Raw genomic sequence first — 22,914 nt, forward strand, 5'->3', positions numbered from 1 at the left:
GTCATAGGTAGGACACCGGGCTCGCCCGATCGTCACGGTCCCGGGGAGTGATCTGGCTCTCTGTTCGTGTCGAACGCGTCGACGTGCAGATCGACGACGTGCACGCGCAGCACCGCGTCGGCCCACCTGGTGGTGGCGAGAACGGGCCGCACCGCCGCATCCAGCTTTTCGAGCAGGGGCGGCAGCGGCAGTGTCGTGGCGACCACCCGGATCTCGACCACCGTCTCGCCGAGATCGACGGCGGCCCTGCCCGCGTTCCACGGCAACCAGCGGCTGTTCTGCAGACCCATCGGCACCGCCGGGTGCGCGCCGTCGACGGCGTCAATCGCCGCGATGATCCGATCGGTCATCTCGTCCTCGTTGCTCACGGCCGCCCCGGTTCGATGTCGAGCACGGACACCCGCACCGAATCGACTTCGGCGCCGGTGGATTCCGCGACGGCGTCGGTGACGGCCCGCTGCACGGCCCGGCCCACCTCGACGACATTGCCCGCCGCCGACAGCGTGAGATCGATCTGGAGGTCGAGCAGCCCACCGCCCCGCCGCACCCTGACCCCGGCCGAGGCGGCCGGCTCCTGCCCGATCCACAGCTGCCGCCCCGACCTGGCCAGCTGACCGACCAAGCCGAGCACACCCGGCTCGAGCCGCGCGACACCCGGCACCCGCGCGGCCGCCGCCGCGGCCACGCTCGCGATCACGGCGTCCCCGACGACCAGCTCGGTCGTCGTGCCCGTCACCGCTGCTCCTCGTAGAGATCGACCACGGTGACGTCGAGCCTGCCCAGCCGCACGCCGATGCGTGCGGTCGCCGCGGCACGCGCGCGTTCCCGCACCGTCGCTACGAGCGCGTCGATGCTGTGCACGCCCGAGCGCACGGCGATGGTCAGGTCGACCGCGATCACCTGCTCGCCGTCGGCCCCCGGTTCGCTGCTGCGCACCCGGCAGTGCCGGGCCCGGACGCCGTCGACGGTGTCGGCCGCGAACCGCAGCACCACGGCCACCGCCTGCTCGCTGACCTGGATGCCGCCGGGATGCGACGTGTCGACGGTGAGTGTGCGGCCACGGCGCACGTCGGCGCGCACCGCGGACATGATCCGCCCGAACAGGTCGGGTGGTGGGGGATCGGGCTCGTCGACGAGCTCGCGGGTGGCGTTGCGCAGCGTCAGCAGGCTCTCGCGCGCACCCGCGCAGTGCGGGCAGCCCACCTCGTGCCTGTCGAGTTCGGCCGCGTCGAGTCGCTCCCACACCTGTTCGAGGCCGCGTCCACAGGGGAGCAGGTAGTCGTTGTCGATGTGGTTGGTCACCGCCATGGCTTCATCACCTCTGCCAGTTGGGCTCGGGCACGGGCGATCCGCCCGCGCACCGCTGTGCTGTTGGCGCCGACGATCTCGGCGATCTCGTCATAGGACCGGCCGTGCACCTCGCGCAGCAACCAGCAGGCCCGCTGTTCGGGCGTCAGCAGTTGCAGCGCGTCGGTGAGCGCGGCCAGCTGGCTGCTCACCTCGGTCGCGTGCTCGGGCCTGGTGTCGGTGCGGGGCGACGCCGTCGTATCCGGGTCGACGTCGGCGGGCAGCCGGCGCGCCCGCAGCACATTGAGACACCGGTTGGTCGTCATCCGGTACAGCCAGCCCGCGAAGGCCGCGTCGTCCTGCAGCCGCCCGATCGTGCGCCAGGCCTTCAGGAACACCTCCTGGGTCACGTCCTCGGCCTCGGCGCGATCGGCCAGCATCTTCGCGGCCAGCCGGAACATCGGACCCTGATAGCGCAGCACCAGCTGCTCGTATGCCCGGACATCGCCGTCACGCGCCCGACCGGCCAGGGTCGCGTCGTCCAGCTCTGTCTCGGGTGCGGGCGACGTCGTGGTCACACCGGCACCTCCTCCGCTGCTCCTGTGTTGGACACGTGTGCGCAGGAATTCGTCACGGAAAGTATCAGTGATCCTGGTCTCACCCCCGGCTCGTGCCATCCGGGGTGTCGCGAAGTCGGCCCGGGTCGAGCGGGTTGGCTCACGGTCGCACCGCCCGCTACGGGCGCTGTGTCAGCCTCTGTAGCGCCTCGGCGAACATCAGCAAATCCCCAGGTCATCCAGGCGATTTGGTTTCCGACACCGCGTCGGATAATCTTTTGGCACACCAGCAAGTCCGGGTGGCGGAATGGCAGACGCGCTAGCTTGAGGTGCTAGTGCCCGTATTAGGGCGTGGGGGTTCAAGTCCCCCTCCGGACACAAACAGTACGCCCACGGGTGGTGTCGCTTCGGCGATCACCACCCGTGTTTCGTCTCTATAGGTCAGCTTCAACCCGAGTTGGCGGTAGACCGCATTCTTGTCATCTGCGTCGGCGTGACGGAGTAGCTGGAACATGCCACCGAGGTTGTCAACGAGGGCGCGGATATTCTCTCTGCTCAGATCAGGCTTCAGCCCTGTTGAGTTGTTCAAGACCGACAGCCTCGCTACAGCTTCCCTCCTCTGCGCTTGAGTCTCCTGAGTCCATGCGGCCACGGTCACGGGGTCTGCGCCGGCATCGAGGGCTTCGCGGTAGCGATCGAGCTTTCGGTCGAATGTCTTGATGAGCTGTTCGATGGAGTCGGTTTCGGGGGAGTGGTCCGGTTGCGCGGCTTGCAGTGCTGCGAGTGTGTCGTCGATGTGGTCGGGGTGGAAGGTTTGTGCGAGCCACGCGTCCAGCGGGCCGATCAGCTGGTCTTCGCGGAGATATACCGAGGGACGGTGATCGATGGTGTTGGCCAGCGCGTACTCGGTGGGGTAGCGGCAGCGATAATGGGCCTGGCCGTGGTTCCACGATCCCTGCATCCGGCGACCACAGGCGTGGTGTGTCAACAAGCCTTTGAACGCATACGGGTGCTTTCGTCGTTGTAGAACGCGGCCAGTGGATTTGGGGCCGCGGGAGGCCAGTCGTGCCTGGGCTTGTTCGAACGTTGTGCGGTCGATGATGGCTTCGTGGGCCGGCTGATCGGACAGGACCCAGTCAGTTTTCGGGTTCCAGGCCAGCCGTGTTTGATGGCCGAGGGCCACGTCGTCGACATCGATAAGTGTTTCCTGCTTGCGCTGTCGGTTCCAGACCGCATAGCCGGTGTAGCGGGGGTTGGTGAGGATGGCTCGGACTGCGCTTTTGGACCATGCGATTCCCGAGCGGTGACGGTTGCGGGACGGGTCATAGGCCGATGGGCACAGGATTCCTGCAGCGGTGAGTTGCTGAGCGATGGAAAAGATCCCTACGCCCGCCAGGTACTGCTGGAAGATCTGCGTCACGGTGGCCGCTGCGGGAGGATCGACGACCAGGCGGTGTAGTCGTTTTCCGTCGGCGGCTTTGCCGGGATGGGGATGCGGTCCAGCGTCTTCGAGGGTGTAGCCATAGGGTGGACGTCCACCGAGATAGCGGCCTTCAACCCGGGCTTGGGCTGCCATGGCAGCGCGGACTCGGATCTTGATGCGGTTGCGTTCGCCTTTGGACATACCACCGAAGACGGACATGATCAGGTCGTGGGCTTCGGAGTCGGGGTCGATCGGCCCGCCCACCTCGGGGACCCAGAGCTCGACACCGTAATGGACGAACACGGGGAACGTGAGCCCGAATTGATTGCCGTAGAAGGCTCGCTGCGGTTCGCCGATGACGATGGCGTCGAATCCTCGGTTCGGGTCGCGGAGCAGTTCGAGCAGGCGGCTGGCTTGGGGGCGGCGTTTCCATGGGATTGATCGTGATTGGCCGATGTCGAAGAACTCGGCGACGATCCTGCCGTGGCCCTCGATCAGGGCATTGGCACGCGTCAGCTGCCAGTTCCTGGATGTCTCGGGGTCTTGTTGATCTTCGGTGGAGACGCGGCCTGCGAAACCGAAGTTCCTAAGGGTCATGGCTGCTCCGTGGTGTCGTGAACTGGGAGTGGGTGGGAAACGCGTTGGAGCAGGCGGAGTAGCGCAGCCGCGGCGGCGGAGTTGAGAACCGGCGGATGCGGTGGAAGAACGACCTCGACCACATCGTGCTCGCCCGGAGACGGCTCAGCGGGGTCTTCGCCCGCGTTGGGTGGCGAGGGGGGATCGGTGCACGACATGACGAGGACCTCTCGATCCTGGTCAGTAGCTCTCCCTGCTTCCATAAAACCGGAAAGTTCGCGGAAGCGCCACCTTACATGTGGGCTCTGTCAGAGGCCTTTGGCATTCGCGACGTGGGTACACAGCGGATTATGGGGGTCTGGACATCGCCCATCGGGAGCTGCTCGGATCCGGCCCTGTATGCTCTTGAACGCCAACCGCTTACCCTGTGTCAGGGCTGTGTGAGGCCGATTACCCAATCGCGAACGCCCCGAACTCTTTGCGAGAGAGGGGCGTTCGACGTTCAGCTTGCTGTTCGGGACTCGGGCCTAGCGTGGCGCTCGCCTTTGAATGCTTTGGCCGCTGATAAGAGACCCTTGCCGGCGGTCTGCGCGGTAGCCGGTCGAGACCTGGGCCGCATCGCCTGTCGCGATGGGCGGTCGCAGGTTCGCGCTCCCGGCGGGGCCACCAAAGACCTCCGATGTTCCTAACTGTCAAGCTGCAGGGTGTTCTGGGGTGTGAGTGACGGGTTGATCGAAGGCTATGTTCAAGTCGAAACGTTCTCGGTTCTGCAGGCAATAGTGGAGCTGTCCGAGCATCTTGTTGACCAGGTGCCGGGGATGCGGCGGGGTGGCGATCGCCGCGGGCTCGGCGACGTAGGTAGTGCTCGCGTGCGGGGCCGGGGTGGCTGAGAGCGCTGAATCCCCAAACCCAGCCCGCGGCGGCGAGGCGGTCGTTCTTGATCCGACGGAAGGTGATCGAGATAGTGCGCCCTGACGCGCGAGTGACCGGTGCTGTTCCGGCGTAGGCCTTCAACGCGCGAGCGTCGGCGAAGCGGGTGCGGTCGTCGCCGATCTCTGCCAGCACTCGGGCTCCGGTGAGATCGGCCAAGCCGGGGAAACTGGTGATGATCGAATAGTCGCGATGGTGACGGAATTCCTCCGCGACAGCCTGTTCGAGGTCGTCGGCGCCGGAGCAGGCCGCGTCCAAGGTCGCTAGCAGAGCGAGACATTGTCGGCCCATGGCCTTCTCGATCAGCTCGGGTTGGCGAAGTCCGGGGCGGCGCAGCCGCTCGACGATGTCGGTGGCGAGTTCGGTGATCCCGCGTTGACGTCCAGCTTTGCGCAGCGCGGTGCAGACGCGGGTCGCGGTGAGCTTCATCGCCGCCGCCGGGGTCGACGCGATGGCCAGGACCGCGCGGACCTCTGGCTTGGCGAGGTTGGTCGCGGAGTTGTCGGCGAACGCGGCGAGGAATATCGGGTGGTATTCGCGCAGCAGCGACCGCAGTTCGTTGGTGGCTTTGGTCCGCCGCCATACTGCGTCTTGCTGGGCGCGGGCCAGCACGGCGATGGCTTGGGCCAGTTCGCTGTCGGCCGGGATTTGCCGGTGCATGTGGGCATCGACCCGCAAGATGTTGGCCAAGGTCATCGCGTCGGCATGATCAGATTTCGCTCTCGCGACCGAGTGCCGCTCGCGGTAGCGGGCCACGGCCATCGGGTTGATCGCGTAGACCGGACGGCCTGTGGCGCGGATCGCAGCGGCCATCAGGCCGCGCGGGGTCTCGATCGCGACGGGAAACGGGTCCTCCGAGGTGTCGCCGGCCTCGACGAGGAGCTGGGTGAGAGCGGTGAAACCGGCCGGATCATCGGTGATCCGCTTCTTCGACACGAGGGTGCCGTCTTGGTCGACGATGGCGATGTCGTGATGCCCTTCGGCCCAGTCGATCCCGCAGTAGCGGTTCATCCATCCTCCATTCTTCGGTTGTTTCCGCAGGTCGATGACCCAGGCAGGAACGCGCGACGCCCTACTTACGAGCCTCTCTATGGGCTTGCCTCCGATGAGTTGTTCGCGCTCCCAGCGCAACCCGCACGACACCTGTCTCGCTGAGAGCTGTGAGCTCGAAAATGCTGAGGTGTTCGGTCGTGCGGGCGGGCTCGGACCACGATCAATGAAACGCCCGATAGTGGCTGAGCAGCAGCGGAATCGGCTGCTCAGCCACTGGGCTCGCTGCCTGGCGCTCGCGGTCTTCGATGAGGCCTTGGGGCCGGATGGGAACTGGGAGTCGCCAGGCAGCGAATCGTTACCCGCTAAGTAGATGGGAACGCGGGCGACCTGGGGGTCGTCCAGGAAGGGGTAAGGGAAGGGCTCGTCCGGTCCGGTGATGTTGGTAGCCCGGTGGTCGCGGTGCCCGTTCGCGATGATCCGGGTCGACTGCGGCTGAAGGTACAACCACGTCCTATTCGGTGTGGCCAGTGACCATGATTCCGCCACAGCTGCGGAGCAGTATGCCGTTGCCCTCGAATGAGTGCACATCAGCCACAGTAACGGCATATACAGCCTCGTGTCCGTCGGGTTCGACGCTGGCCACAGTAGCGGTGTACGGCTTCCGGTAGAAGCCGCGTCGCATGTCGCTGGTAAGAGCTACCCACTTCGCGGCCTTTGCTGTGTTCAGGAAGCCAATTGCCTGCATGTAGCGCTCCGCATTTGCTCCGGTGATGATCAAGCGGTAGCTGCGGCGCGAGAGGTACTTCCCGCCACGGTCACCCCAATCATGGACTCGCTCGTCCTTGAGGTTCCGGATAGAGGACCGGATGCCCAGGCGAGCGAGCATTCGTTGAACCGCATGGAGAGCGGGAACATCGACGGACGTTAGCCGGATGCTCACGCCGCCAGCCGTTGAGGCGCCCTCGATATGGCCGTCTGCATCGAACAGAGCGCGCAGAAAGCCCCGGTAGAAATCGGATGACGCATGCTCAACAACTGGGGTTACGGTCTTGTGGCCAGCGGTGATGTCGAAGTCTGCGGCGAGGTCACGGATGCCGGCAGTCTTCAAACGGTATTGGTTGCTATTGGTCACGGGACTCCAGCCTCGGAAGTCAGCGCGTGTGCCGAGCTTGGTCACTTGCTCGTGGAGGTAGTCACGCACAGGCTCGAAGCCAGAGTCGGTGTCCCAGTACGCGACTGCGCCATAACCCCTGACACCGTTGACATAGAAGGTGCCGTCACCAACAAGATTGCCGAGCACGTAGCCCTGACCATCGGTACCGCGCCCGCCCCAGCTAGCAGCCAGGTTGTCGGTCAGGTAGACGTGGGTACTCGGTTTGAGGTCACCAGCAGGGCGCCACTCATCTTGATCGTCCGTCGCGTAGCGGCTCGATTTCGGGAGGTACGTCAGAACCTGCTGGTCAGCAGTCAGCCGTACCTCGTAACCCTCAGAGGTACGCAGCTTCACGATGTCCCTGGCGCCTGTCCTGAAGAACCCGGGCGAGAGGGAGGCGTAAGGTTTGCCGTCCACTAAGGCAGCGAAGGGAATGCCGATGAGTTCCTTCACTCGCCGGGCTCCCTCGCTGGTGTGAACCCATGTTGAGCCCACCACGCTTGGCTTCGTCGAGCCTAACTCTCGTACCTCCATCAGGTTCGACCATTCGTTGTTCTAAGTGCTGACTGTACGCACTGTGGGGCGGAGTCGATTCGGGGGCATTTGCGAAGACTGCGATGCCGGTTGAGGTCGTGGGTATTCGCATCGTTGCGGTCAGAGTGGGATCCTCACTCATGTTGAATGAGGAATGACTCATAGCTGTCGATAATGAACTCGGATGGATCTTCCCCGCGTTCTTTGATGTCGATCATCTCCAGCAAATGGGAAGTTGTCAGAAACAAGATGACCTTACCTTCGTTGGAAAATACGATGTTTCGACGCTTCAAGGCGGCATCGGAAGGCATTTTATTGCAGCAAACGATTGCCAATTTTCCCATCGTATTCTTCATGTAGTTTCGAGTCTGGTCTACTTCGTCCTTTCCGATTTCGATCCGGTCATAGTTCTTGAACTCCACCAGGATGAGTCTCGCGTTTAACTCCTTGTATAGAAGGCCCCAGGGGCTCGTGGAGTCCGTTATTCTGTTCGGGAATATAGCGTCACGACGATCGATTCCAGACAGCGTTTTCGCTTGGATCTGTGGACGCGAGAGTGGAGGGACTAACAGGTATGTTAACGCCGCAACTCCTACATTTTCATACTCCTGCCATCCTAGCCGCCCTGGCGGGCATGTGGTGAGACGTCGGCGGATCCCGGGAACGTCGAGTCGAGTCCCGCCCACCGTGCTCACCGACCAACCTCGGTCGCAGCGAAATACTTCACAATAAGGTCCGGCTCGCTCAACAGCAAGTTCTTGATTCGCAATGCGTCGAATACGTGCAGGTTTGTATGCCGACTATTGGCGTCAACGAGGCTGGTCGTAGCCAGGCTTGTCAATTGAAAATTGGTAACTAGCAGGATATGTGCCGCCGCGTTGCGGGCGCGATCTGCCGCCGTCCAAAGGTCCCGAACTGAAAGTCGGTTGCTTTGCCCGTATTTCACTTGGATTACATATTCGGTAGGGTTTGCAAGTCCGAGTTGATCGCGATAGACACCACGGAAGTCGATCCCTGCATCGGGATATTCAGGCTGCTTCCTGAGCGAGAATCCTATTCGTGGCAGCAGTTCGGATATCAGGTTCGAAAATTCTGTCTGTCGTAGAACTGTGAGGTCAACGATATCGACCCACTTCAGGCTGTTGACGACGCCGTCAAGCCCATTAGTCGCGTCGACCACAGCTTGGCCAGAGAGGGATTGAGGTATGGCGCATGGCTTGAGAATTGCAAACAACAGGGTGGTGCCTCGTCGAGCGAAGAGGTGGTCCAAATCGCTTTGCAGACGAGGGTCATCGACGCTATTCGGCGACAGGCAGTATATTACAATGTCGCCTTTTCTAATCTCGAACTGAACCTCAGCTAGAGGATCGCTCGTACTGGCCATGCTGGCAAAGTAGATTCGAGCATCGAAGCCCGAATTGAGCACCTCAGAGTGGAGTTGGGAACCCTCTACCCGGTCTTCTTCTGCGCAGACAATGAATAATTTTCCATCAGTAGCCGATGTCTTTCTTGCCCATTGGAATGATGGCGGTGTTGTAATTGACCGGTGGTCAATTACAACACCATCTGTCAATGCTTGATCGAATGTATACTCGAATTCTAAATGGTCTTTCGATGCAACAGGTGAGGTGGCAAACCGCACAATAATGGCTTCGGTCAGGTTATGCAGGAATCCGAAAATGTGACCATTTCCGGCGAAGTCATCACCGCTCCATTCGTCTACGATGACGAGATCAAATGCGTCATTCGAATCGAGAGTGCCTGCAGCAGTATCGAAGCTCTTGTTAGATTGACTATCTGCGATGGATTGATTCAACTCAAAGAACGATGAGACGCAGAGAAAGTCGGAAGTCCTATCCTTCTCCTGCATTGCGGCTATCGAGGCAAGTCCTTCAACTCCGGAAAATATCAGACTTCTGCTCAGGTAGTTGCTACTTCCTGACTCGGCGAACTGTCGCGTCAAATCGACAGCTTGCAGTGCCATTGCTCGGGCGCGAGTAAGATATAGGACTCGCGTGGCTACTCCGGATCCCCCGAGTCGGTCGATCAGCCGAAATGCGGTTCTGGTCTTGCCGGTTCCCGGGGGCGTGTACACCGTCGAAATGCGAGCTCCGGAGGCTATCGACTCCTCGACTCGGGCAATCAGCTCCGCCTGGTGTGGTCTGAGATCATGCTGGACTGGCATCGCCTTCAACCGGTTAATAGCCTTACTGTCCCGAACCACCTTGCTTCCCTTCGTGCGAGCGGTTCATCCGCAGCGGTTTCTTTGCCCCGCATGGGAACTCACGCCCCCGCTTGATTCTCGCGGATGTCGAACACAGTACGCCCATCCACCGACAGGTCGAACGAGATGTACGGCAAAACCCACCACCGCGCGACCTACCGGATCACACGCGTCGGGCCAAACCCTAGCCGCCACCTCAACACAGCCCCGTCGGATGTCTACTTCGCGACTGTCTCGGTGGGGTGCAGATACCAGCCGTTGCCATACGCCGGGCACTGGGCGGCGTGCTTCGCCTGGTGGGCGAGCTGTAGACAGGCCCGGTGTTGATTGAGGTGATAGCACTGCGCGCCTGGGCGTTTCGCGATATCGTCGCGACTCGTGTCCGAAGGGGAGGAAGTCGCGGCCGGGTCGACCGACGAGAAGACTCAGCAGCTCGCGCGCAGTGAACTGGTTTCGATGCCAGCTCGTTCATTCTGGATCGGCATCGCTCTGGTACCGATCGGCGCGGCTACGGCAGGGTTTGGTGCGGCAGCACTGTCCGGCGTCGATACCAGTTTCAGCCAGCCGCTCACGACGATCATTGGCGGTGCGGGTGTGCTTACGGCAGGCATCCTGACCTATATCAACGGTCAGCGCAGCCGGGTGCAGACAGAGGCTCATCAGCGGGCTGACGCGGAACGCGAACGCGAGCGGCACGGTCAGGACTCGCGCCGCGAGCGAGACCGGCACGCGGAGGACTCACGTCGCACCCAGGTATCGAGTCTGCGGGACCGTTACACCGCGATTGCAGCGCAGATCGCCCACGAGTCTGCCGCCATCAGGCAAGCAGGCGCCTACGCCTTGGCTTCGCCCGCGGACGATTGGGCTACCTTTAAAGAGAACGGCGAACGCCAGGTCTGTATCGACCTGCTCCAGTGGTACCTGCGCGTTCCATTCCCGGGGGGAGGCAACTCCGATAAGCCGGACTTGCCGGAGCGTGAGATTCGACGGACCATCGTCCGCATTCTCACTGAGCGCCGTCGGCTGCCAGCCAGTGATCCAAAGTCTGGTCAAGAAGTGTCGTCCCCACACGCGTGGGGGAAGAGCCCGCGCCCAAACCGCTGCCCGCGGTGTCGGAAAGTCGTCCCCATATGCGTGGGGGGTGAGCGTCCGCGCGGATCACCGGTGGACTTGAACTCGGTACCACCGATGGCAACCGTTGCCGTTCGTCGCCTAGGTCCGCATCGACGCGAGTTGGACACGTGAGTCAGTCGTCGATCAGATAGTCGACTACATTTGTGCCGCAAGAAATTTCGATCAACGAGCTTTACGGCGCCACGGCACGACCGTTGATACTTCCTCGACGACCTCGGCAGCGCCTTGTCGCGTGACCGCCCCGAAGCGGAGTAGGTCACGCGTCAAGATCCACGGGTGTGCTGCCGATGGCGAGGTCGAGGACGTTCGCCGCGGTCCGGTGTGGGCGTCCTCTCGCCATGTAGTACCGCTGGGTCATCGCGACGTCGACATGGCCGAGGCCATCGGCGGTGACTCGTGCGGATAGGGCCGCGTCGTCGAGGATCGTGGCCACGGCGTGCCGGAAGCTGTGCGGGGTGATGTCCTCGGCGAAACCCAGGGCTTCCCGGACGCGCTGCCACGCGTGACCGACGTTCTGCGGGTCACGCAGGGTCCACACCGCCGAGGGGAACACCAGATCCAAGTCTTCGACTCCGGGCTTCGGCGGCGAAGTCTTGCGCCTGGCTGCCAATGCGTCTTTGCGCTGTTTGAGCATCGCCACGGCGAACTCTGTCAATGCCATGATCCCGGTGTGGTTCTTCGGATCGTCGTCGTCGGTGACCCGGACCAGGCCCTTGCCTGCGACTCGGACGACTTTGCCGACCGGGTGCAGGGTTGCTTCGTCGAGGTCGATGTCGGACCAGACCAGCCCGAGCATCTGGGAGCGCCGAAGCCCGGTCGCGGCGTAGAGGGTGATGACGTCGGCGAGGTCGGCGCCTTCGCAGTAGGCGGCGACCGTGGGCGGGGTGTAGGCCTTGACGGGTGTGCCCCGCTCGCGTTCGGCCTTGGACAGTTTGCGCGGACACGGGATCTGCGAGGTGCGCACCGAGGACAGGATGAAGCGGAGCTCGTCGACGGTCAGATCACCCGCACCGCCGGTGGGGCCCTTGGCTTCGACGTTCTCGGCCATCCGTGCTTCGCGCACCGGGTTCACAGCGAGCGCGGTCCGGGCGCACGCGAACCGGAACATGCCTGAGAGCACGTTGCGGGCGGTGCGCATGTTCGACGGGCCTCGGGCGTGGCCCACGTCCTTGAGGAAGGCTTCCACCGTCGCGGTGTTGACCTCGAAGAGCCGTCGGCCGCCGAAGGCACTGTCGAAGGTCTTGGCGGCCTCGTCGTAGCGGCTGAGGGTGCCCTCAGCGCGACCGAGGGAAACCAGATGGTCGCGGTAGTGGTCCCACAGCTGCTTGACGTGATCGAGTCCGACAGCTCGTCATCGAGATCGACACGGATGTCGACGGCGGCGGCCATCACCGCGTCGAGAGCGCGTTGGCCGGTACGGTCGGGCACCGGACGTCCTTGAGCGCTGAGCTTGATCGGGGCGAAGCGGGCGACCTCGCGCCGGCGGCCGGAGGTGTCACGGATGTAGATGCGTGCCTTCCAATGGCCGGGGGCGATCTCGGTGAGCATCGGCTTGCCGGGTACCCCGAGAGGCCTCGGTGGTCTACCCCGGCTCACCGTCGTGCTCAGTCGGCGAGTCGCCCGAGTTCGCCAGGGCAGCTTCGAGTTCGTTTATGTCCCAACGGAATTCCCTGCCAACTCGGATAGGTTTGGGTAGCCAGGTGTGCTTGCCTGGTTGGCGGGCCCAGCGCCGCAGCACTTCTGGGTGGACGCCGATGTGGTCGGCGGCGGTTCTGGTGTTAACCCACCGGCGCAGCGGCGCAGGCTTCGGAGTCGAGGGACCATCACGCATCGGCGTGCCTCCGGTCGCAGTCGACGTGGATCACGGGTGTGCGGTGCCGGGCGCCGTACCTGACAGGCGAGTGGCAATCGCTCAGAGAACTCGCGTTCTTCTTCTGGAGGCAGTGGCGATCAAAGTCCCGAAAATTGTGTACACCCGACGAATGAGTGCTTGAGTCGGAGCCACGGTCAGGCACATTTGAAGCCCAGGACTGCCACCGTTGGCAGGCTGCGACGGCTCCCGATGGCAGCGCTGAAGAATCTTCGCGACGAAAGCCTGGGAGGGTAGTTGCGTGGAATTGCATCGGGCACCTTTCGGCCCGATCAATGACTCTTCCCACGTCCAGGAAACCTGAAATCGAGGACGTTCGCCACCAATTTCCCACAGACGAGCAGAAATCAGTGGCGATCGGCGCCTAGTTTCAGACCGCCAACTCTGTGGCCGATCACAATCGCCGACCGGGTGTAGTGGATCTGTCGCCACTGCACCCGGTCGGCTGTCGGTTCCGGTTAGACGAGTCGGGGCACCGAGGACGGCTCCGGCGTGGCGGTGACGAGCTGGACGTGGTGTGCTGCAATCCCGTCGGTCAGCGACAGCAGGTAGGAGACTGGATTGCCGTGAGCGTCATAGGCGTGCAGCAGATTCCGTGAGTCGCGTCCATAGGAGACGTTCACACTGGCCGCCCACAGCCGCCGAGCATCGCTGATCGGCGCCAGAGTGGAAACGAGTTCTTGTGCCTGTGTCGAGCTGCGGTGTCGCCCCAGGGCAGATTTCAGCATCGCGACACTCCAGGAAGCTTCGGCTTCGTAGTCGCGGATCACGGCCCTGCCCTGGTGGCCCAACGTCCACACCGCCACTGAGTTGCAGTCATCGATGCCGGGAAAGGCGTCGACGCACAATGCGTTGTACGCCAGCAGATTCCAGAACGGGTCGATGAACGCGGCCGGGATTGCGCGGGCTTGGAAGCGTTCGAGGTTGAGCATTAGGGACGTCTCGGCTTGGACGTAGGTGCGCAGTGCCTCGGGTGGCGCCAGCATGAGCGCGGGCCCAGCGAGCTCGCGAAGGTGTGAGGCCATGTCACGATCGAGGCGGTAGCCGCTGATGATCTTCTCGAGGGTCTCCGCGGGCGGCTTCGCCTCGCCGCGTTCGAAACGTCCCAGGTGCACAGCGCTGAAGTTGACCGCTGCGGCTGCTTGGGCCTGGGTGAGTCCGAGGTCATCTCGGATCCACCCGATCGTGGTACCGAGGTCGGGGATCGAGACCTTCGGTCGGTTGCGGGCACGTCGACGTTGACGCCCAACGTGAGGCCTGGCAATTCGGTCGTTCATATGTATCTCCCCCCCAGGAGAATGTGAGTGAAGTCACAGAATGAGTGGTTTGAGTGGAATATTTCGACTTCGTGACGAGACCTGTTCTACCAGAGGGGGTTTCATGCGGCAAGTTTGCCCGCGTCGTCCTGAATGGCGGACGAGCATGTTCGCCGATTGCTGTGTAGGTAAGCCTATCCGGTGTGGTTTGTGCTTCCCGGAACGAGTGTCTCGCTGCGCGGTAAGAAACCTTTCCTGATACGTCAGCGCAAATCTGCTGCCCAGAACAATTTTTCCGAACTGATCATTCGGTGATCTATCGAAACAAGATCAGTTAAGGCACTAGCGGCCCAACAGATTTCGTGGCTTGGATGGAAGACGTAAGCCATTCCATGCAATCCGAGAAAGGACGACTTGTGGATCCCATCATGATCGCCAGCTACATCAACGCCGGGCTCGCACTGCTGAACAACGGCCTCGCGCTGGCCGGCAACGTGCTCAACCTGGCCCTGCACCTGCTGTGAGACCCGCCCCCTAGGGCACCGCCCGGTCGGACGGGCGCCAGCCGACCGGGCGCACAGGGCCACCGGCCCCAATTCCACTGCCGCGCAACACCAGCAGCCTCTGATTACGTCCACCCTTCATCGAGAAAGGGTCTGTCCGTCATGCCCGAAACAGGCTCGACCATCCATCCGAACCCCGCACAACCTCACCTGGGAACGCGGTTGGCCCGCCGCGGGAGCGCCCTGCTCCTGGCAGTCGCGATCCCCGTCGCGATCGCCGTCTCGGCCCCAGCCGCGGCCCACGCGAGCTCGCCCGCGGCCGCGGTGGCCGACCAGGGAGGCGTCACCAGCCCGGCCCAGCCCGGAACCGAAACGCCCACTCCACCACCGCCTCCCGACCAACCAGCTCCTGAACCGGCCCCGGAGCCGACTCCGCCGGTGTACTACGAACAGCCGCAACAGGTTCGCACCGGACCGGCGCGCCCCGCCCCCGAGGTGGACGAGCCGGTGGAGCCGGTACGCATCGAGGAACTGCATCTGCCTGTCCCCGTGGAGCCGGTCGCACCGATCGTTCCGCCGGAGAACACGATCCGGATCGGGCAGTGGCAGACCCCGAGCCCGGACTGGCTGCCGGTGGAAGTCCGCGACACCATCAACAACACCGCCGCCGGCGCCGAGGCGCAGGTCGCCACAGCGCTGGACTCGGTCGGTATCCCTGCCGGACGTTCCGATCGCGTCAGCGGCGCGACCCTGGGCGGCGCCGCGCTGGGCGGCGCGGCCGGTGCGACCGTGCTCGGTGCCCCGGCCGCCGCGGTGGGCGCGGTCGCCGGAGGACTTGTCGGCGGCACAGTCGGCGGGATCGCCGGCGCCGCCCTCGGCATCATGATCCCGGTCCCCGTCATCGGACAGGTCACCAGCGGTGTCGCGGGCACCGCACTGGGCGCTGCCGCCGGAGCGGCCGCGGGCGCGGCGATTCTCGGAGTACCGGCAGGCGCAGTCGGCGGGGCAGTTGGCGGAACGATCGGCGCCGGGTTCGGCGCCGGGGTCGGAGTCGGTCAATGACCGCGAACCCGACCCGGGCACTCGCCGCGGCGGCCGCGATCGCCGGGGCGGCGGTACTCACGGCCAGCTCACCAGCGGCTCCCGCTGGCGCGGTCCCTATCCACGGATGCCCTGCCCTGTTCATCCTCGGTGTACAAGGCACCGGCCAGTCATCTCCGACCGCGGACCCCACCGCCGACACCGGCGTCGTCGGATCGCTGATCGGACCGGTCGTCGGCGCGGTGCCAGCCCTCGTGCAGCGCGCCTACATCGGCTACGACGCCGGGTTCGGCGGCATCGTCCCCGGCGGCGGCTCTGACCCGTACGTGGCCTCGGTGTCCGGGGCTCGGGCCAACCTCGACGCAGCGGCACGCGAGGTCCTCGAAGCGTGCCCGGACACGATGCTCGCCGGGGTCGGTTACAGCCAGGGCGCCCAGGCGATGGCGAGCTTCGCCCGCGATGTCGGCGCCGGTCACGGGCCGGTCCCGGCTGATCGGGTGGCGGGGATCGCGTTGTATGCCAACCCGGATCGAGGCGAGCTCGAACCGGTGTTCCCTGGGCGGCCGGGCCAGACGGTGCCAGATGCCGCTCCGGGGACTTCCGGGGCGGCGGTCGCGACTGTGCAAGTGCTCGCGGCGCCGGCGGGCGGGTCGGGTATTGCGACCACCGGCGAGGGGTATGGAGCCCTGGTCGGCCGGGTTGCCGACATCTGCAGCGACGGCGATCTTGCCTGCTCGGCCCCCGGCCAGGCCTCGGTTCTGCGGTTGGGTGCGCAGGTCTTCGCCCAGGCGGATCTGACCAATCCCGTCGCGGCACTGTCCACGTTGGGCACCGCGTTCTCATCGGCGCTGGGTGAGGCATGGAACACCGTGATCGTCAACGATTTCCGTGTTGATGCGGGCGGGGTGGATTACGTGCCACAGGCCGGATTGGGGCAGCGGCTCGTCGACGCTGGTGACCCACGCACACCGGCTCCGGATCCGGGTGCCGCAGCGGCTCGGTGGAACGAGATCGTCACCACCGTCACAGCGAACCCGATCACCCTGCTCCCGAGACTGCTCGCCCAGCTCTCAGGAGCGTGGGGCCAGCTCGCGTCCGAGAACGCCGAGCTGGTCGACCCGGTGACGTGGCTGCGGTTCGCCGACACGGTCGGGCGCCACAACGGCTACGCCCTGACCGGGCAGCTGGACTCGGGCATTGCGTGGATGGTCGCGCTGGCCCATGACATCGCGGGATCGCGGTCGTGACCGGCACCGGAGCGGACCCTTTCCGCGCGAACACCGCGATCGGGTTCGACAACCCCGGCCAGATCCTGCGCACCCGCGAAGTGATGGTGCCCCACATCGCTGGGCTACACCGTGCCTGGCAGGTGGTTTACACGACCAAGACCTCTTTCGGTATCGCGATACCCGCATCGGGAATGGTGCTGGAACCGGCCGCGTCGACCGATGACGCGATCTCCAGCACCCCGGTGGTGGTGTACTGCCCGGCCTTTCACGGCTTGGGTGGTCGCTGCGCGCCCTCGCAGCTGCTGGTCGACGGGAACGAACCCGACACCAGCAGCATCGCCGCCGCTCTCGTGCAAGGTTGGCGGGTCGCGGTTCCCGACGGGGTGGGCCTGGGTATCGATGGGCTCGGCCCGCATCATTGGCTGGCCAAGAAGGCCGGCGCCCACGCGGCGCTGGACCTGGCGCGCGCGATCAACTCTCAGTCCGACGAGCCGAAACTCGAAGCACCGGTCGCGGTGTGGGGGTACGCCGATGGCGGCCGGGTCGCTGCCGCGGCGGCTGAATATCAGCCGACCTATGCCCCCGAGCTCGATCTGCGTGCTGTCGCGGCCGGTGCGGTGATCTGCGACCCGGCGGCGTTGATCAACACTCTCGACGGGGGTCCGTGGTCGGGGTTGGCGTTCGCGGGCATGGTCGGGTTGGCGCGGGCGTATGCGCATCTGCCGGTTGATCACCTGCTGACCGACGTCGGTGTCCGCGCGGTCCGGGCAGCGTCGGAGGCCGACGTGGCTACGTTGCTGGTGGAGTTCTTGTCGCCGTTGGCGGCCTGGTGTGAGCGTCCTGACCCCTGGAACGACCCGGTCTGGCATTACGTCCTCGCCCACGAAAACCTCGGCACCGAGACACCGTTGGTTCCGATTCACCTGTATCACGGGCTGCTCGACGGGCTGGTGCCGATCGAGTCCGGACGCGAACTGTTCGCCGAGTACACCTCCCGCGACGTGGCCGTGTCCTGGTCGGAATTCGACGTCACCCACCTCGGCGCGGCCGACCTCGGAGTCCCCGACGTCCTCACTGCATTCCGTACCGGATTCGCCCGACCACCGCGCCATCGCGGCGCGAACCCGACCAACTGACCGGCCGGCCTGCCCGCACCACCCCCTCCGGTGCGGGCAGGCAAGGCCTCATTCGACAACGCCCGGAAGGCGGAACCCGATGAACCACACCACTACTGGGCGCAGAGCGCTCGCGATCGCGGCTACATGGCTGGCAGTGGCCGTCATCGGGACCACCCCTGCCCTGGCGGAAACCGCCAGCGCACCGGCAGCAACGTCCTCGCGCGAACCCGCGCCCGCAGCGTGCCCGGCGTTGTACGTACTGGGTGTCCAGAGCGGCGAGGAAGGTGCCGCGAACTCTGTCGACACCGGTGACACCGGGGTACTGGGTCAGGCTTTCGGCCGGTTGAGTGCCGCCGTGGGCGCGGTGATCGAGCGGTCCTACATTGTTGTCGGCGCCGAGGTGAACACGACGAACTATCCCGTCGCGGTGACCACCGCAGCCGAGCAGATCGAACAACGCGCCACCGAGGTCATCGCCCGATGCCCCACGACCCAGATCGCCGTCGCCGGATACGCCCAAGGCGCTGCCGCGGCAACAACCTTCGCTGAGAAGGCCGGGAACGGTCAGTCGCGTGTCCCGGCTGACAAGGTCGCCGCGGTGGCGCTGCTGGCCAACCCGGCACGACGAGCAGCGACCGGCGCCCTACCCGGCACCGCCAACGCTGCGGTCCCCTCTGCGGCGCCCGGCACGTCCGGAACCGAAGTGGCCAAGATCGAGCTGGCCAACGTCGGGCTCTCCGGGGCCGGAATCGCGGCCAGTGCGGCCCCGGCGAACTATGGCGCTCTGGTCGGGCGGGTGGCTGATCTGTGTGTGGCCGGTGATGCGACGTGTGATGTCGGGTCCGGGAGCCCGTTGCTGACTGCGGTCAGCAACATCACTGGCCAAGCCGAGGGCAAGGACCCGGTCGCCGCGATCAGCACGGTCGCCCAAGCCCTGGCTTCCACCGCGTTCACCACCGCGGTCGGCGTGGTGAACGACGACATCTCCGGCACCAGCTTGGATCAACTGTCCTACACCCCGAACGAAACCCTCGGTCAGCGCATCGCCGCGGCATCCTCACCGACTGCCACCACACCGACCGAGTCCGACGCGCTGTCGGCGTTGTTCAAGATCGGCACGATCGGGTTGAACGCCGTGGTCTCGGTGGCACAGAAGGTGTTCACCGCCACCACCATCGCCGAGCTCGCCGCGGTCGGTCTATCGAACCCTGCCGCCGCGGTCGCGGTGCTCGGCACGAAAGTCGCCGATGCCGTGGTGGATATGGTTCCGCCGCAGTCGATCAGTACGTGGGTCAACGACGCGTTCGAGGCCATCACCTCCACCATCACCGAACCCCAAGACCTCTACACGACCTCGGCGACCGCCCAGTACAGCGACGCCTCAGGGCGCCGCTCCAGCTACAGCACCGTCTCGGTCACCACCGGCGGGGACACCCCGCTGGCCGCGACCACCGCCTGGTTCACCGCGATCGCCCGCGACCTCACCGCCGCGACACCGGCTCCGACGAAGCAACCGACGCACTCGTCCACCACAGCGAAACCGACTGTCACACAGACCGGTTCGCCGTCGGTGCCGACCAGTTCACCGGTGGCGCACCCCTAGACCCCTTCGGAGCACGTCGGGCCCTGTTCCTTCCCCCTGGTCAGTGGCTCTTCCCGGCGGCGTGCTCCGAAGGGCCCGACCACCCACCGAACCATTCGACCGAGCGAGGAGGTGAACACCATGCCCACCGATGATCTGAGCCGTAGCCACGGCCTTGACTGGCTTAACGAACCAGTAACTCCACAACCCGATCCAGAGGAGCCGCGGCGGCTCGGCGAACACCTCCACCACCGAGCCACACCGCGCGGTACACCGATGAGCCGGTCGCGCATCGCCGCGCTATGCGCTGCCGCCAGCATCCTCACCGGCGCGGCGGCTGCGGTCGCGGTGGACATGTCGGGCAGCGACCCTGCCGCCTCCGCAACGCTCATGACCTCGATCGCTCCCACCTCGACTATCGCCGCCACCGAGCGAGCTTGCGCCGGGCTGACCGCACACACCGTGACAGCGGGTGCCGGAGACACCACGACTCTGGCCGGTGTGATCGCGGCGTTCGAATACGCCTACTACGTCACACGCAGCGCTGAGGACGCGCTGCGATTGGTGACCCCGCAGGCCGGAATCACGCTCGAGCCGCTGGCCGCCGCGATCACCGCGCTACCGGCCGGCACGACCCACTGCGTGGGCGTCACCGCCATCGCGGAGAACACCGCCGAGGTCCACCTGGTGGAACTGCATCCCGACGGCCGCCGTTTCGACTACCTGCAGGTGATCAACGTAACCGCCGCCGATGCACCCGGATTGGTGATCACCAACATCCAGAAGCGAGGCAGCTGATGCCCGCGCCGACCCTCCACGAGCATCCCCTCGCCGTGATTGGGGGCCGCCGGTTGGACCCGGCGACGGTGACCCCGCCACATCGCGCAGCCAGTATCCGCGTAGAACCCCTGCCCACGACCCGAGCCCACCCACCAGCGGTCGCGATCGTCGGCGCCCACGGCGGGGCCGCAACCTCGACGCTTGCACGCTGGTGGGCTCCAGCCGCGGACTGCGGGCAATCCTGGCCGGCATCGGCGCAAACGACCCAGCGGGTCGTTGTGGCAGCACGGCTGTGTCTTCCGGGGCTCGTCGCCTGCGCGGACCGACTGCGCGAATGGCACGCCGGAACAGCGCCCGAAGGCGTCGAGGTCGTCGGTGTCGTACTCAGCGCCGCTCGCCCGGGCCGAGTCCCGGCACCGGTGCGCCGCTACCGCGCCGTGGTCGAAGACCTCGCCGAACACGTGTGGGAGATCGGCTGGCATGACGAGCTCATCGAACGTGAACTCGCCGAACTCGCCGAGTTCAACCCCTTCGACCCCGCCCCACAACGGCGCGCCCGCCTGACCGAAGCGGTGCCCCTTGATGTCCATCACGTCGGCAGCGAGCTCATCGACGCCCTCGCCCGCACGACCAAAAACCCTATCGACCAACACGATTCGGAGAAATGACGATGTCGGTTCTATCTGTCGTGGGCGACAGCGTGACGGTGCTGGCCCAAGAGATCAAGATCAACCCGACCGTCCCGCCGGGCGGGGACAAGCTGACCAACCTGGTCGGCTACCTGTCCTGGTTGGTGATCTTGGCCGGGGTGACGGCCCTGGTCTATGCCGGGGGCAAGTTCGGGTGGGAACGCTGGCACGGCGGCGCGGTCGAATCACCCAAGATCGTGTTCGCGGCCCTGGCCGGCGGCATCATCGCCACCTCGGCTGGCGCCATCATGAACGCCGCCGTCACCGGAGGGTCCTGACATGCAGGCACCCCAATACCGCCACGAAACCCGCAGCACCACAACTGATTCACGCTCTGTAACCATCACCGCCGCCGACGGCACAGTGTTGACGGGAACCCGGTGCGGGAACCCCGACGCCGCGCTGACCGTCGTCTACCTGCCCGGACCACTGGCCGATGCAAGCCATTTCGCGCCGATGATCACGCTGATCGACCGGCACTTCCGCGCCGAGGTCGCCCAGCTGGTCTACGAGCAGCGTGGCCACGGCAACGACCTGCCGCTGCACCCGGGCCCGGCCGGGATGGCCCAACTCGTCGAGGACCTAGACACCGTCATCTCCCATGCCGACGGCCGCGTGGTGCTGGTCGTGCATTCACTGGCCGCGATCGTCGCGCAGGAATGGCTCTACCACCACCGACGCGACCCCGCCCGCGTCGACGCGATCGTCGCGATCACACCGGTCACCGAACTACCCGATCACGACAAAGCCCTCACCGAACACCCCACAGGGGCGGCCCGCCGCGCCGGACGGCGTCTCATCCACCAACTTTCCACCGCCCTGGGCGAACACCGCCTCCACACCGACCCCGAACTCGAGGCCGCCCGCCACACCCTGCGCGCGTACCGGCGCTGCGATGCCGACCTAGCGGTGGTCGAAGACCTGTTGCGCGCGACACCGACCTGGATCGTGGCCGGGCACGCGGACCCAGTCGCGCGCTACGGACGGGTGACGGAACTGGCGGAGACGGTGTGGGCCGAACTGAGCAGCCTGCGCGACGGGGGCCATGACCTGGCCCGCACCTTTCCCTGGCTGCCCGCCGCAGCAGTGTCCTCCGCGATCCGGGTGGCCCGCGACGCTGACCGGTTCGGAGGCCACTGATGATCGCCGCACCGCTGCCCGCGCAGGTCTTGGCGCCGCTGACACAGCTACTGAACTGGCTGGCCTGGTTCGTGCTGCTGCTGTGCGTGGCGCGGGCGACCTTCGTCGGCGGCCAACTCGCCATCCGGATCTACCGCGAAGAAGCGATCGAAGGATTCCTCGGATCCCTCGCCGCCGCCGCACTCCTCGGCTCGGCCAGCGCCCTGGCCATCGCCATCCTGCCCACCACCTGACACCACAGGACACCCCAATGCCACACAAACTCTCGTCACCCGTCAACCCGGTGATGATCACCTGGCTCGCCCTCGTCATCACGGGCATCACCGCCACGGGCTGTAGCGGCACGAACCCCGGCGACAACCATCAACTGCCCGCCACCACCACGGAACAGGTAGCCCCTAAAGGGCTGAGCTGGCGGACCTACCAAGGCATTGATCTGCCGGTGGCGGCGCAAGGCCCCCGCGTGATCGACGGCGCGACCGCCACCGATTTCGACCGGTCCCCGGCCGGGGCCGCGCTGGCCGCGATCCACACGACCGTGCGCATGTCGGTCGCACCCGACAGCCAGTGGGCGGCGGTCGGGCACCGCATGATCGCCCCGGGCCCAGGCCGCGATGCCTGGGCCACAGTACGTGCACAGGTTTCGATCACCACTCCGGCCACCGACACGGTGCCCAAGCTCCTCGGCTACCTCGTCACGGCCTACGGCGAGACCGAAGCGCAGGTCCAGACCTTCTCCCGCTATCCGGACAACTCGATCACCCGTAACACCGCCACCGTCATCTGGGCTGCCGACGGGTGGCGACTGCGGCTGCCCGACACGGTGACCGAAAGCCCGGTCACCGCAGTCGATTCCGTGCCCGCTGACATGGTCGCCCTGCCGAGACCCTGAGGA

The 22,914-nt window shown here is 65.3% G+C and carries 20 protein-coding genes, 1 tRNA gene and 2 pseudogenes; 12 read left to right on the forward strand and 11 right to left on the reverse strand.

Annotated features, from left to right (window positions below; genetic code table 11):
- Positions 1 to 32 precede the first annotated feature (32 nt).
- The 4 genes from AB0H56_RS29400 to AB0H56_RS29415 are packed head-to-tail and all read right to left on the reverse strand — an operon-like array spanning position 33 to position 1,865.
- Positions 33 to 350 carry a hypothetical protein gene (locus AB0H56_RS29400; protein ID WP_357169231.1) on the reverse strand — a complete coding sequence of 106 codons (318 nt, stop codon included), beginning with the start codon at positions 348 to 350 and terminating at the stop codon, positions 33 to 35.
- 14 nt (positions 351 to 364) lie between these two features.
- Positions 365 to 736, reverse strand: coding sequence for an Asp23/Gls24 family envelope stress response protein (locus tag AB0H56_RS29405; protein ID WP_357169234.1), 372 nt, complete (start codon positions 734 to 736; stop codon positions 365 to 367).
- Entirely contained in the window at positions 733 to 1,308 is a 576-nt protein-coding gene (locus tag AB0H56_RS29410) for an Asp23/Gls24 family envelope stress response protein (protein ID WP_357169237.1), read from the reverse strand. Before AB0H56_RS29410 ends, AB0H56_RS29405 begins: the two co-directional genes overlap by 4 nt.
- Positions 1,299 to 1,865 carry a sigma-70 family RNA polymerase sigma factor gene (locus AB0H56_RS29415; protein WP_110040687.1) on the reverse strand — a complete coding sequence of 189 codons (567 nt, stop codon included), beginning with the start codon at positions 1,863 to 1,865 and terminating at the stop codon, positions 1,299 to 1,301. Before AB0H56_RS29415 ends, AB0H56_RS29410 begins: the two co-directional genes overlap by 10 nt.
- A gap of 272 nt (positions 1,866 to 2,137) precedes the next feature.
- Here AB0H56_RS29415 and AB0H56_RS29420 point away from each other — a divergent pair.
- Positions 2,138 to 2,222, forward strand: a tRNA-Leu gene (locus AB0H56_RS29420).
- A gap of 685 nt (positions 2,223 to 2,907) precedes the next feature.
- Here the strand turns inward: AB0H56_RS29420 and AB0H56_RS29425 are convergent.
- The 5 genes and pseudogenes from AB0H56_RS29425 to AB0H56_RS29445 form a co-directional block, all read right to left on the reverse strand.
- Positions 2,908 to 3,864, reverse strand: a pseudogene (locus tag AB0H56_RS29425) (recombinase family protein); the annotation flags it as partial.
- A 671-nt stretch (positions 3,865 to 4,535) separates the two neighbouring features.
- Positions 4,536 to 5,784: pseudogene (locus AB0H56_RS29430) on the reverse strand (IS110 family transposase).
- 493 nt (positions 5,785 to 6,277) lie between these two features.
- Positions 6,278 to 7,372 (reverse strand): LAGLIDADG family homing endonuclease, encoded by a 1,095-nt coding sequence (locus tag AB0H56_RS29435; RefSeq protein ID WP_357169240.1) that lies wholly within the window; start codon positions 7,370 to 7,372, stop codon positions 6,278 to 6,280.
- A 215-nt stretch (positions 7,373 to 7,587) separates the two neighbouring features.
- A complete protein-coding gene (locus tag AB0H56_RS29440) occupies positions 7,588 to 7,875 on the reverse strand; it encodes a hypothetical protein (protein ID WP_357169243.1) in 288 nt (95 codons plus the stop codon).
- Positions 7,876 to 8,144: 269 nt separating this feature from the next.
- Complete coding sequence (locus AB0H56_RS29445; RefSeq protein ID WP_357169410.1) at positions 8,145 to 9,638, reverse strand: DEAD/DEAH box helicase family protein; 1,494 nt, start codon at positions 9,636 to 9,638, stop codon at positions 8,145 to 8,147.
- Between the two features lie 417 nt (positions 9,639 to 10,055).
- Here AB0H56_RS29445 and AB0H56_RS29450 point away from each other — a divergent pair, with 417 nt between their 5' ends.
- The gene (locus AB0H56_RS29450) at positions 10,056 to 10,922 is read left to right on the forward strand and encodes a hypothetical protein (RefSeq protein WP_357169246.1); all 867 of its coding nucleotides are present in this window, start codon (positions 10,056 to 10,058) and stop codon (positions 10,920 to 10,922) included.
- Positions 10,923 to 11,067: 145 nt separating this feature from the next.
- On the opposite strand, the gene AB0H56_RS29455 is transcribed toward AB0H56_RS29450, so the two are convergent.
- Together AB0H56_RS29455 and AB0H56_RS29460 are read right to left on the reverse strand one after the other, a co-directional pair.
- Complete coding sequence (locus AB0H56_RS29455) at positions 11,068 to 11,997, reverse strand: tyrosine-type recombinase/integrase (protein ID WP_357169249.1); 930 nt, start codon at positions 11,995 to 11,997, stop codon at positions 11,068 to 11,070.
- Between the two features lie 1,142 nt (positions 11,998 to 13,139).
- Positions 13,140 to 13,958, reverse strand: coding sequence for a helix-turn-helix domain-containing protein (locus AB0H56_RS29460; protein ID WP_357169252.1), 819 nt, complete (start codon positions 13,956 to 13,958; stop codon positions 13,140 to 13,142).
- Positions 13,959 to 14,878: 920 nt separating this feature from the next.
- Here AB0H56_RS29460 and AB0H56_RS29465 point away from each other — a divergent pair.
- The 10 genes from AB0H56_RS29465 (at position 14,879) to AB0H56_RS29510 (ending at position 22,911) form a co-directional block, all read left to right on the forward strand.
- Complete coding sequence (locus AB0H56_RS29465; RefSeq protein ID WP_357169255.1) at positions 14,879 to 15,502, forward strand: hypothetical protein; 624 nt, start codon at positions 14,879 to 14,881, stop codon at positions 15,500 to 15,502.
- Between the two features lie 233 nt (positions 15,503 to 15,735).
- On the forward strand, positions 15,736 to 16,728 hold the full coding sequence (locus AB0H56_RS29470) for a cutinase family protein (protein WP_357169258.1): 993 nt from the start codon (positions 15,736 to 15,738) through the stop codon (positions 16,726 to 16,728).
- A complete protein-coding gene (locus tag AB0H56_RS29475; protein ID WP_357169262.1) occupies positions 16,725 to 17,846 on the forward strand; it encodes a lipase family protein in 1,122 nt (373 codons plus the stop codon). The genes AB0H56_RS29470 and AB0H56_RS29475 overlap by 4 nt, the downstream gene beginning before the upstream one ends.
- A 79-nt stretch (positions 17,847 to 17,925) precedes the next feature.
- Complete coding sequence (locus AB0H56_RS29480; protein WP_357169265.1) at positions 17,926 to 19,431, forward strand: cutinase family protein; 1,506 nt, start codon at positions 17,926 to 17,928, stop codon at positions 19,429 to 19,431.
- Positions 19,432 to 19,551: 120 nt separating this feature from the next.
- Positions 19,552 to 20,208: a hypothetical protein gene (locus AB0H56_RS29485; RefSeq protein ID WP_357169268.1), complete on the forward strand. Its 657-nt coding sequence runs from the start codon at positions 19,552 to 19,554 to the stop codon at positions 20,206 to 20,208.
- Positions 20,208 to 20,858, forward strand: coding sequence for a hypothetical protein (locus AB0H56_RS29490; protein WP_357169271.1), 651 nt, complete (start codon positions 20,208 to 20,210; stop codon positions 20,856 to 20,858). The genes AB0H56_RS29485 and AB0H56_RS29490 overlap by 1 nt, the downstream gene beginning before the upstream one ends.
- Before the next feature lie 2 nt (positions 20,859 to 20,860).
- On the forward strand, positions 20,861 to 21,157 hold the full coding sequence (locus tag AB0H56_RS29495; RefSeq protein ID WP_357169274.1) for a hypothetical protein: 297 nt from the start codon (positions 20,861 to 20,863) through the stop codon (positions 21,155 to 21,157).
- Between the two features lies 1 nt (position 21,158).
- Complete coding sequence (locus AB0H56_RS29500) at positions 21,159 to 22,019, forward strand: alpha/beta hydrolase (protein WP_357169277.1); 861 nt, start codon at positions 21,159 to 21,161, stop codon at positions 22,017 to 22,019.
- Positions 22,019 to 22,252, forward strand: a complete 234-nt coding sequence (locus AB0H56_RS29505; protein ID WP_232998174.1) for a hypothetical protein — start codon at positions 22,019 to 22,021, stop codon at positions 22,250 to 22,252. The genes AB0H56_RS29500 and AB0H56_RS29505 overlap by 1 nt, the downstream gene beginning before the upstream one ends.
- Positions 22,253 to 22,305: 53 nt before the next feature.
- Positions 22,306 to 22,911: a hypothetical protein gene (locus AB0H56_RS29510; protein ID WP_357169280.1), complete on the forward strand. Its 606-nt coding sequence runs from the start codon at positions 22,306 to 22,308 to the stop codon at positions 22,909 to 22,911.
- Positions 22,912 to 22,914 lie beyond the last annotated feature (3 nt).

Source organism: Nocardia sp. NPDC050717 (assembly GCF_040654275.1).
In the GTDB taxonomy this organism is placed as follows: domain Bacteria; phylum Actinomycetota; class Actinomycetes; order Mycobacteriales; family Mycobacteriaceae; genus Nocardia.

Coding starts and splice junctions, on each gene's coding strand:
- AB0H56_RS29505 (WP_232998174.1), top strand. CDS start 22,019: ATGATCGCCGCACCGCTGCCCGCGCAGGTCTTGGCGCCGCTGACACAG.
- AB0H56_RS29445 (WP_357169410.1), bottom strand. CDS start 9,638: ATGCCAGTCCAGCATGATCTCAGACCACACCAGGCGGAGCTGATTGCC.
- AB0H56_RS29495 (WP_357169274.1), top strand. CDS start 20,861: ATGTCGGTTCTATCTGTCGTGGGCGACAGCGTGACGGTGCTGGCCCAA.
- AB0H56_RS29510 (WP_357169280.1), top strand. CDS start 22,306: ATGATCACCTGGCTCGCCCTCGTCATCACGGGCATCACCGCCACGGGC.
- AB0H56_RS29460 (WP_357169252.1), bottom strand. CDS start 13,958: ATGAACGACCGAATTGCCAGGCCTCACGTTGGGCGTCAACGTCGACGT.
- AB0H56_RS29500 (WP_357169277.1), top strand. CDS start 21,159: ATGCAGGCACCCCAATACCGCCACGAAACCCGCAGCACCACAACTGAT.
- AB0H56_RS29490 (WP_357169271.1), top strand. CDS start 20,208: ATGCCCGCGCCGACCCTCCACGAGCATCCCCTCGCCGTGATTGGGGGC.
- AB0H56_RS29480 (WP_357169265.1), top strand. CDS start 17,926: ATGAACCACACCACTACTGGGCGCAGAGCGCTCGCGATCGCGGCTACA.
- AB0H56_RS29485 (WP_357169268.1), top strand. CDS start 19,552: ATGCCCACCGATGATCTGAGCCGTAGCCACGGCCTTGACTGGCTTAAC.
- AB0H56_RS29410 (WP_357169237.1), bottom strand. CDS start 1,308: ATGGCGGTGACCAACCACATCGACAACGACTACCTGCTCCCCTGTGGA.
- AB0H56_RS29400 (WP_357169231.1), bottom strand. CDS start 350: ATGACCGATCGGATCATCGCGGCGATTGACGCCGTCGACGGCGCGCAC.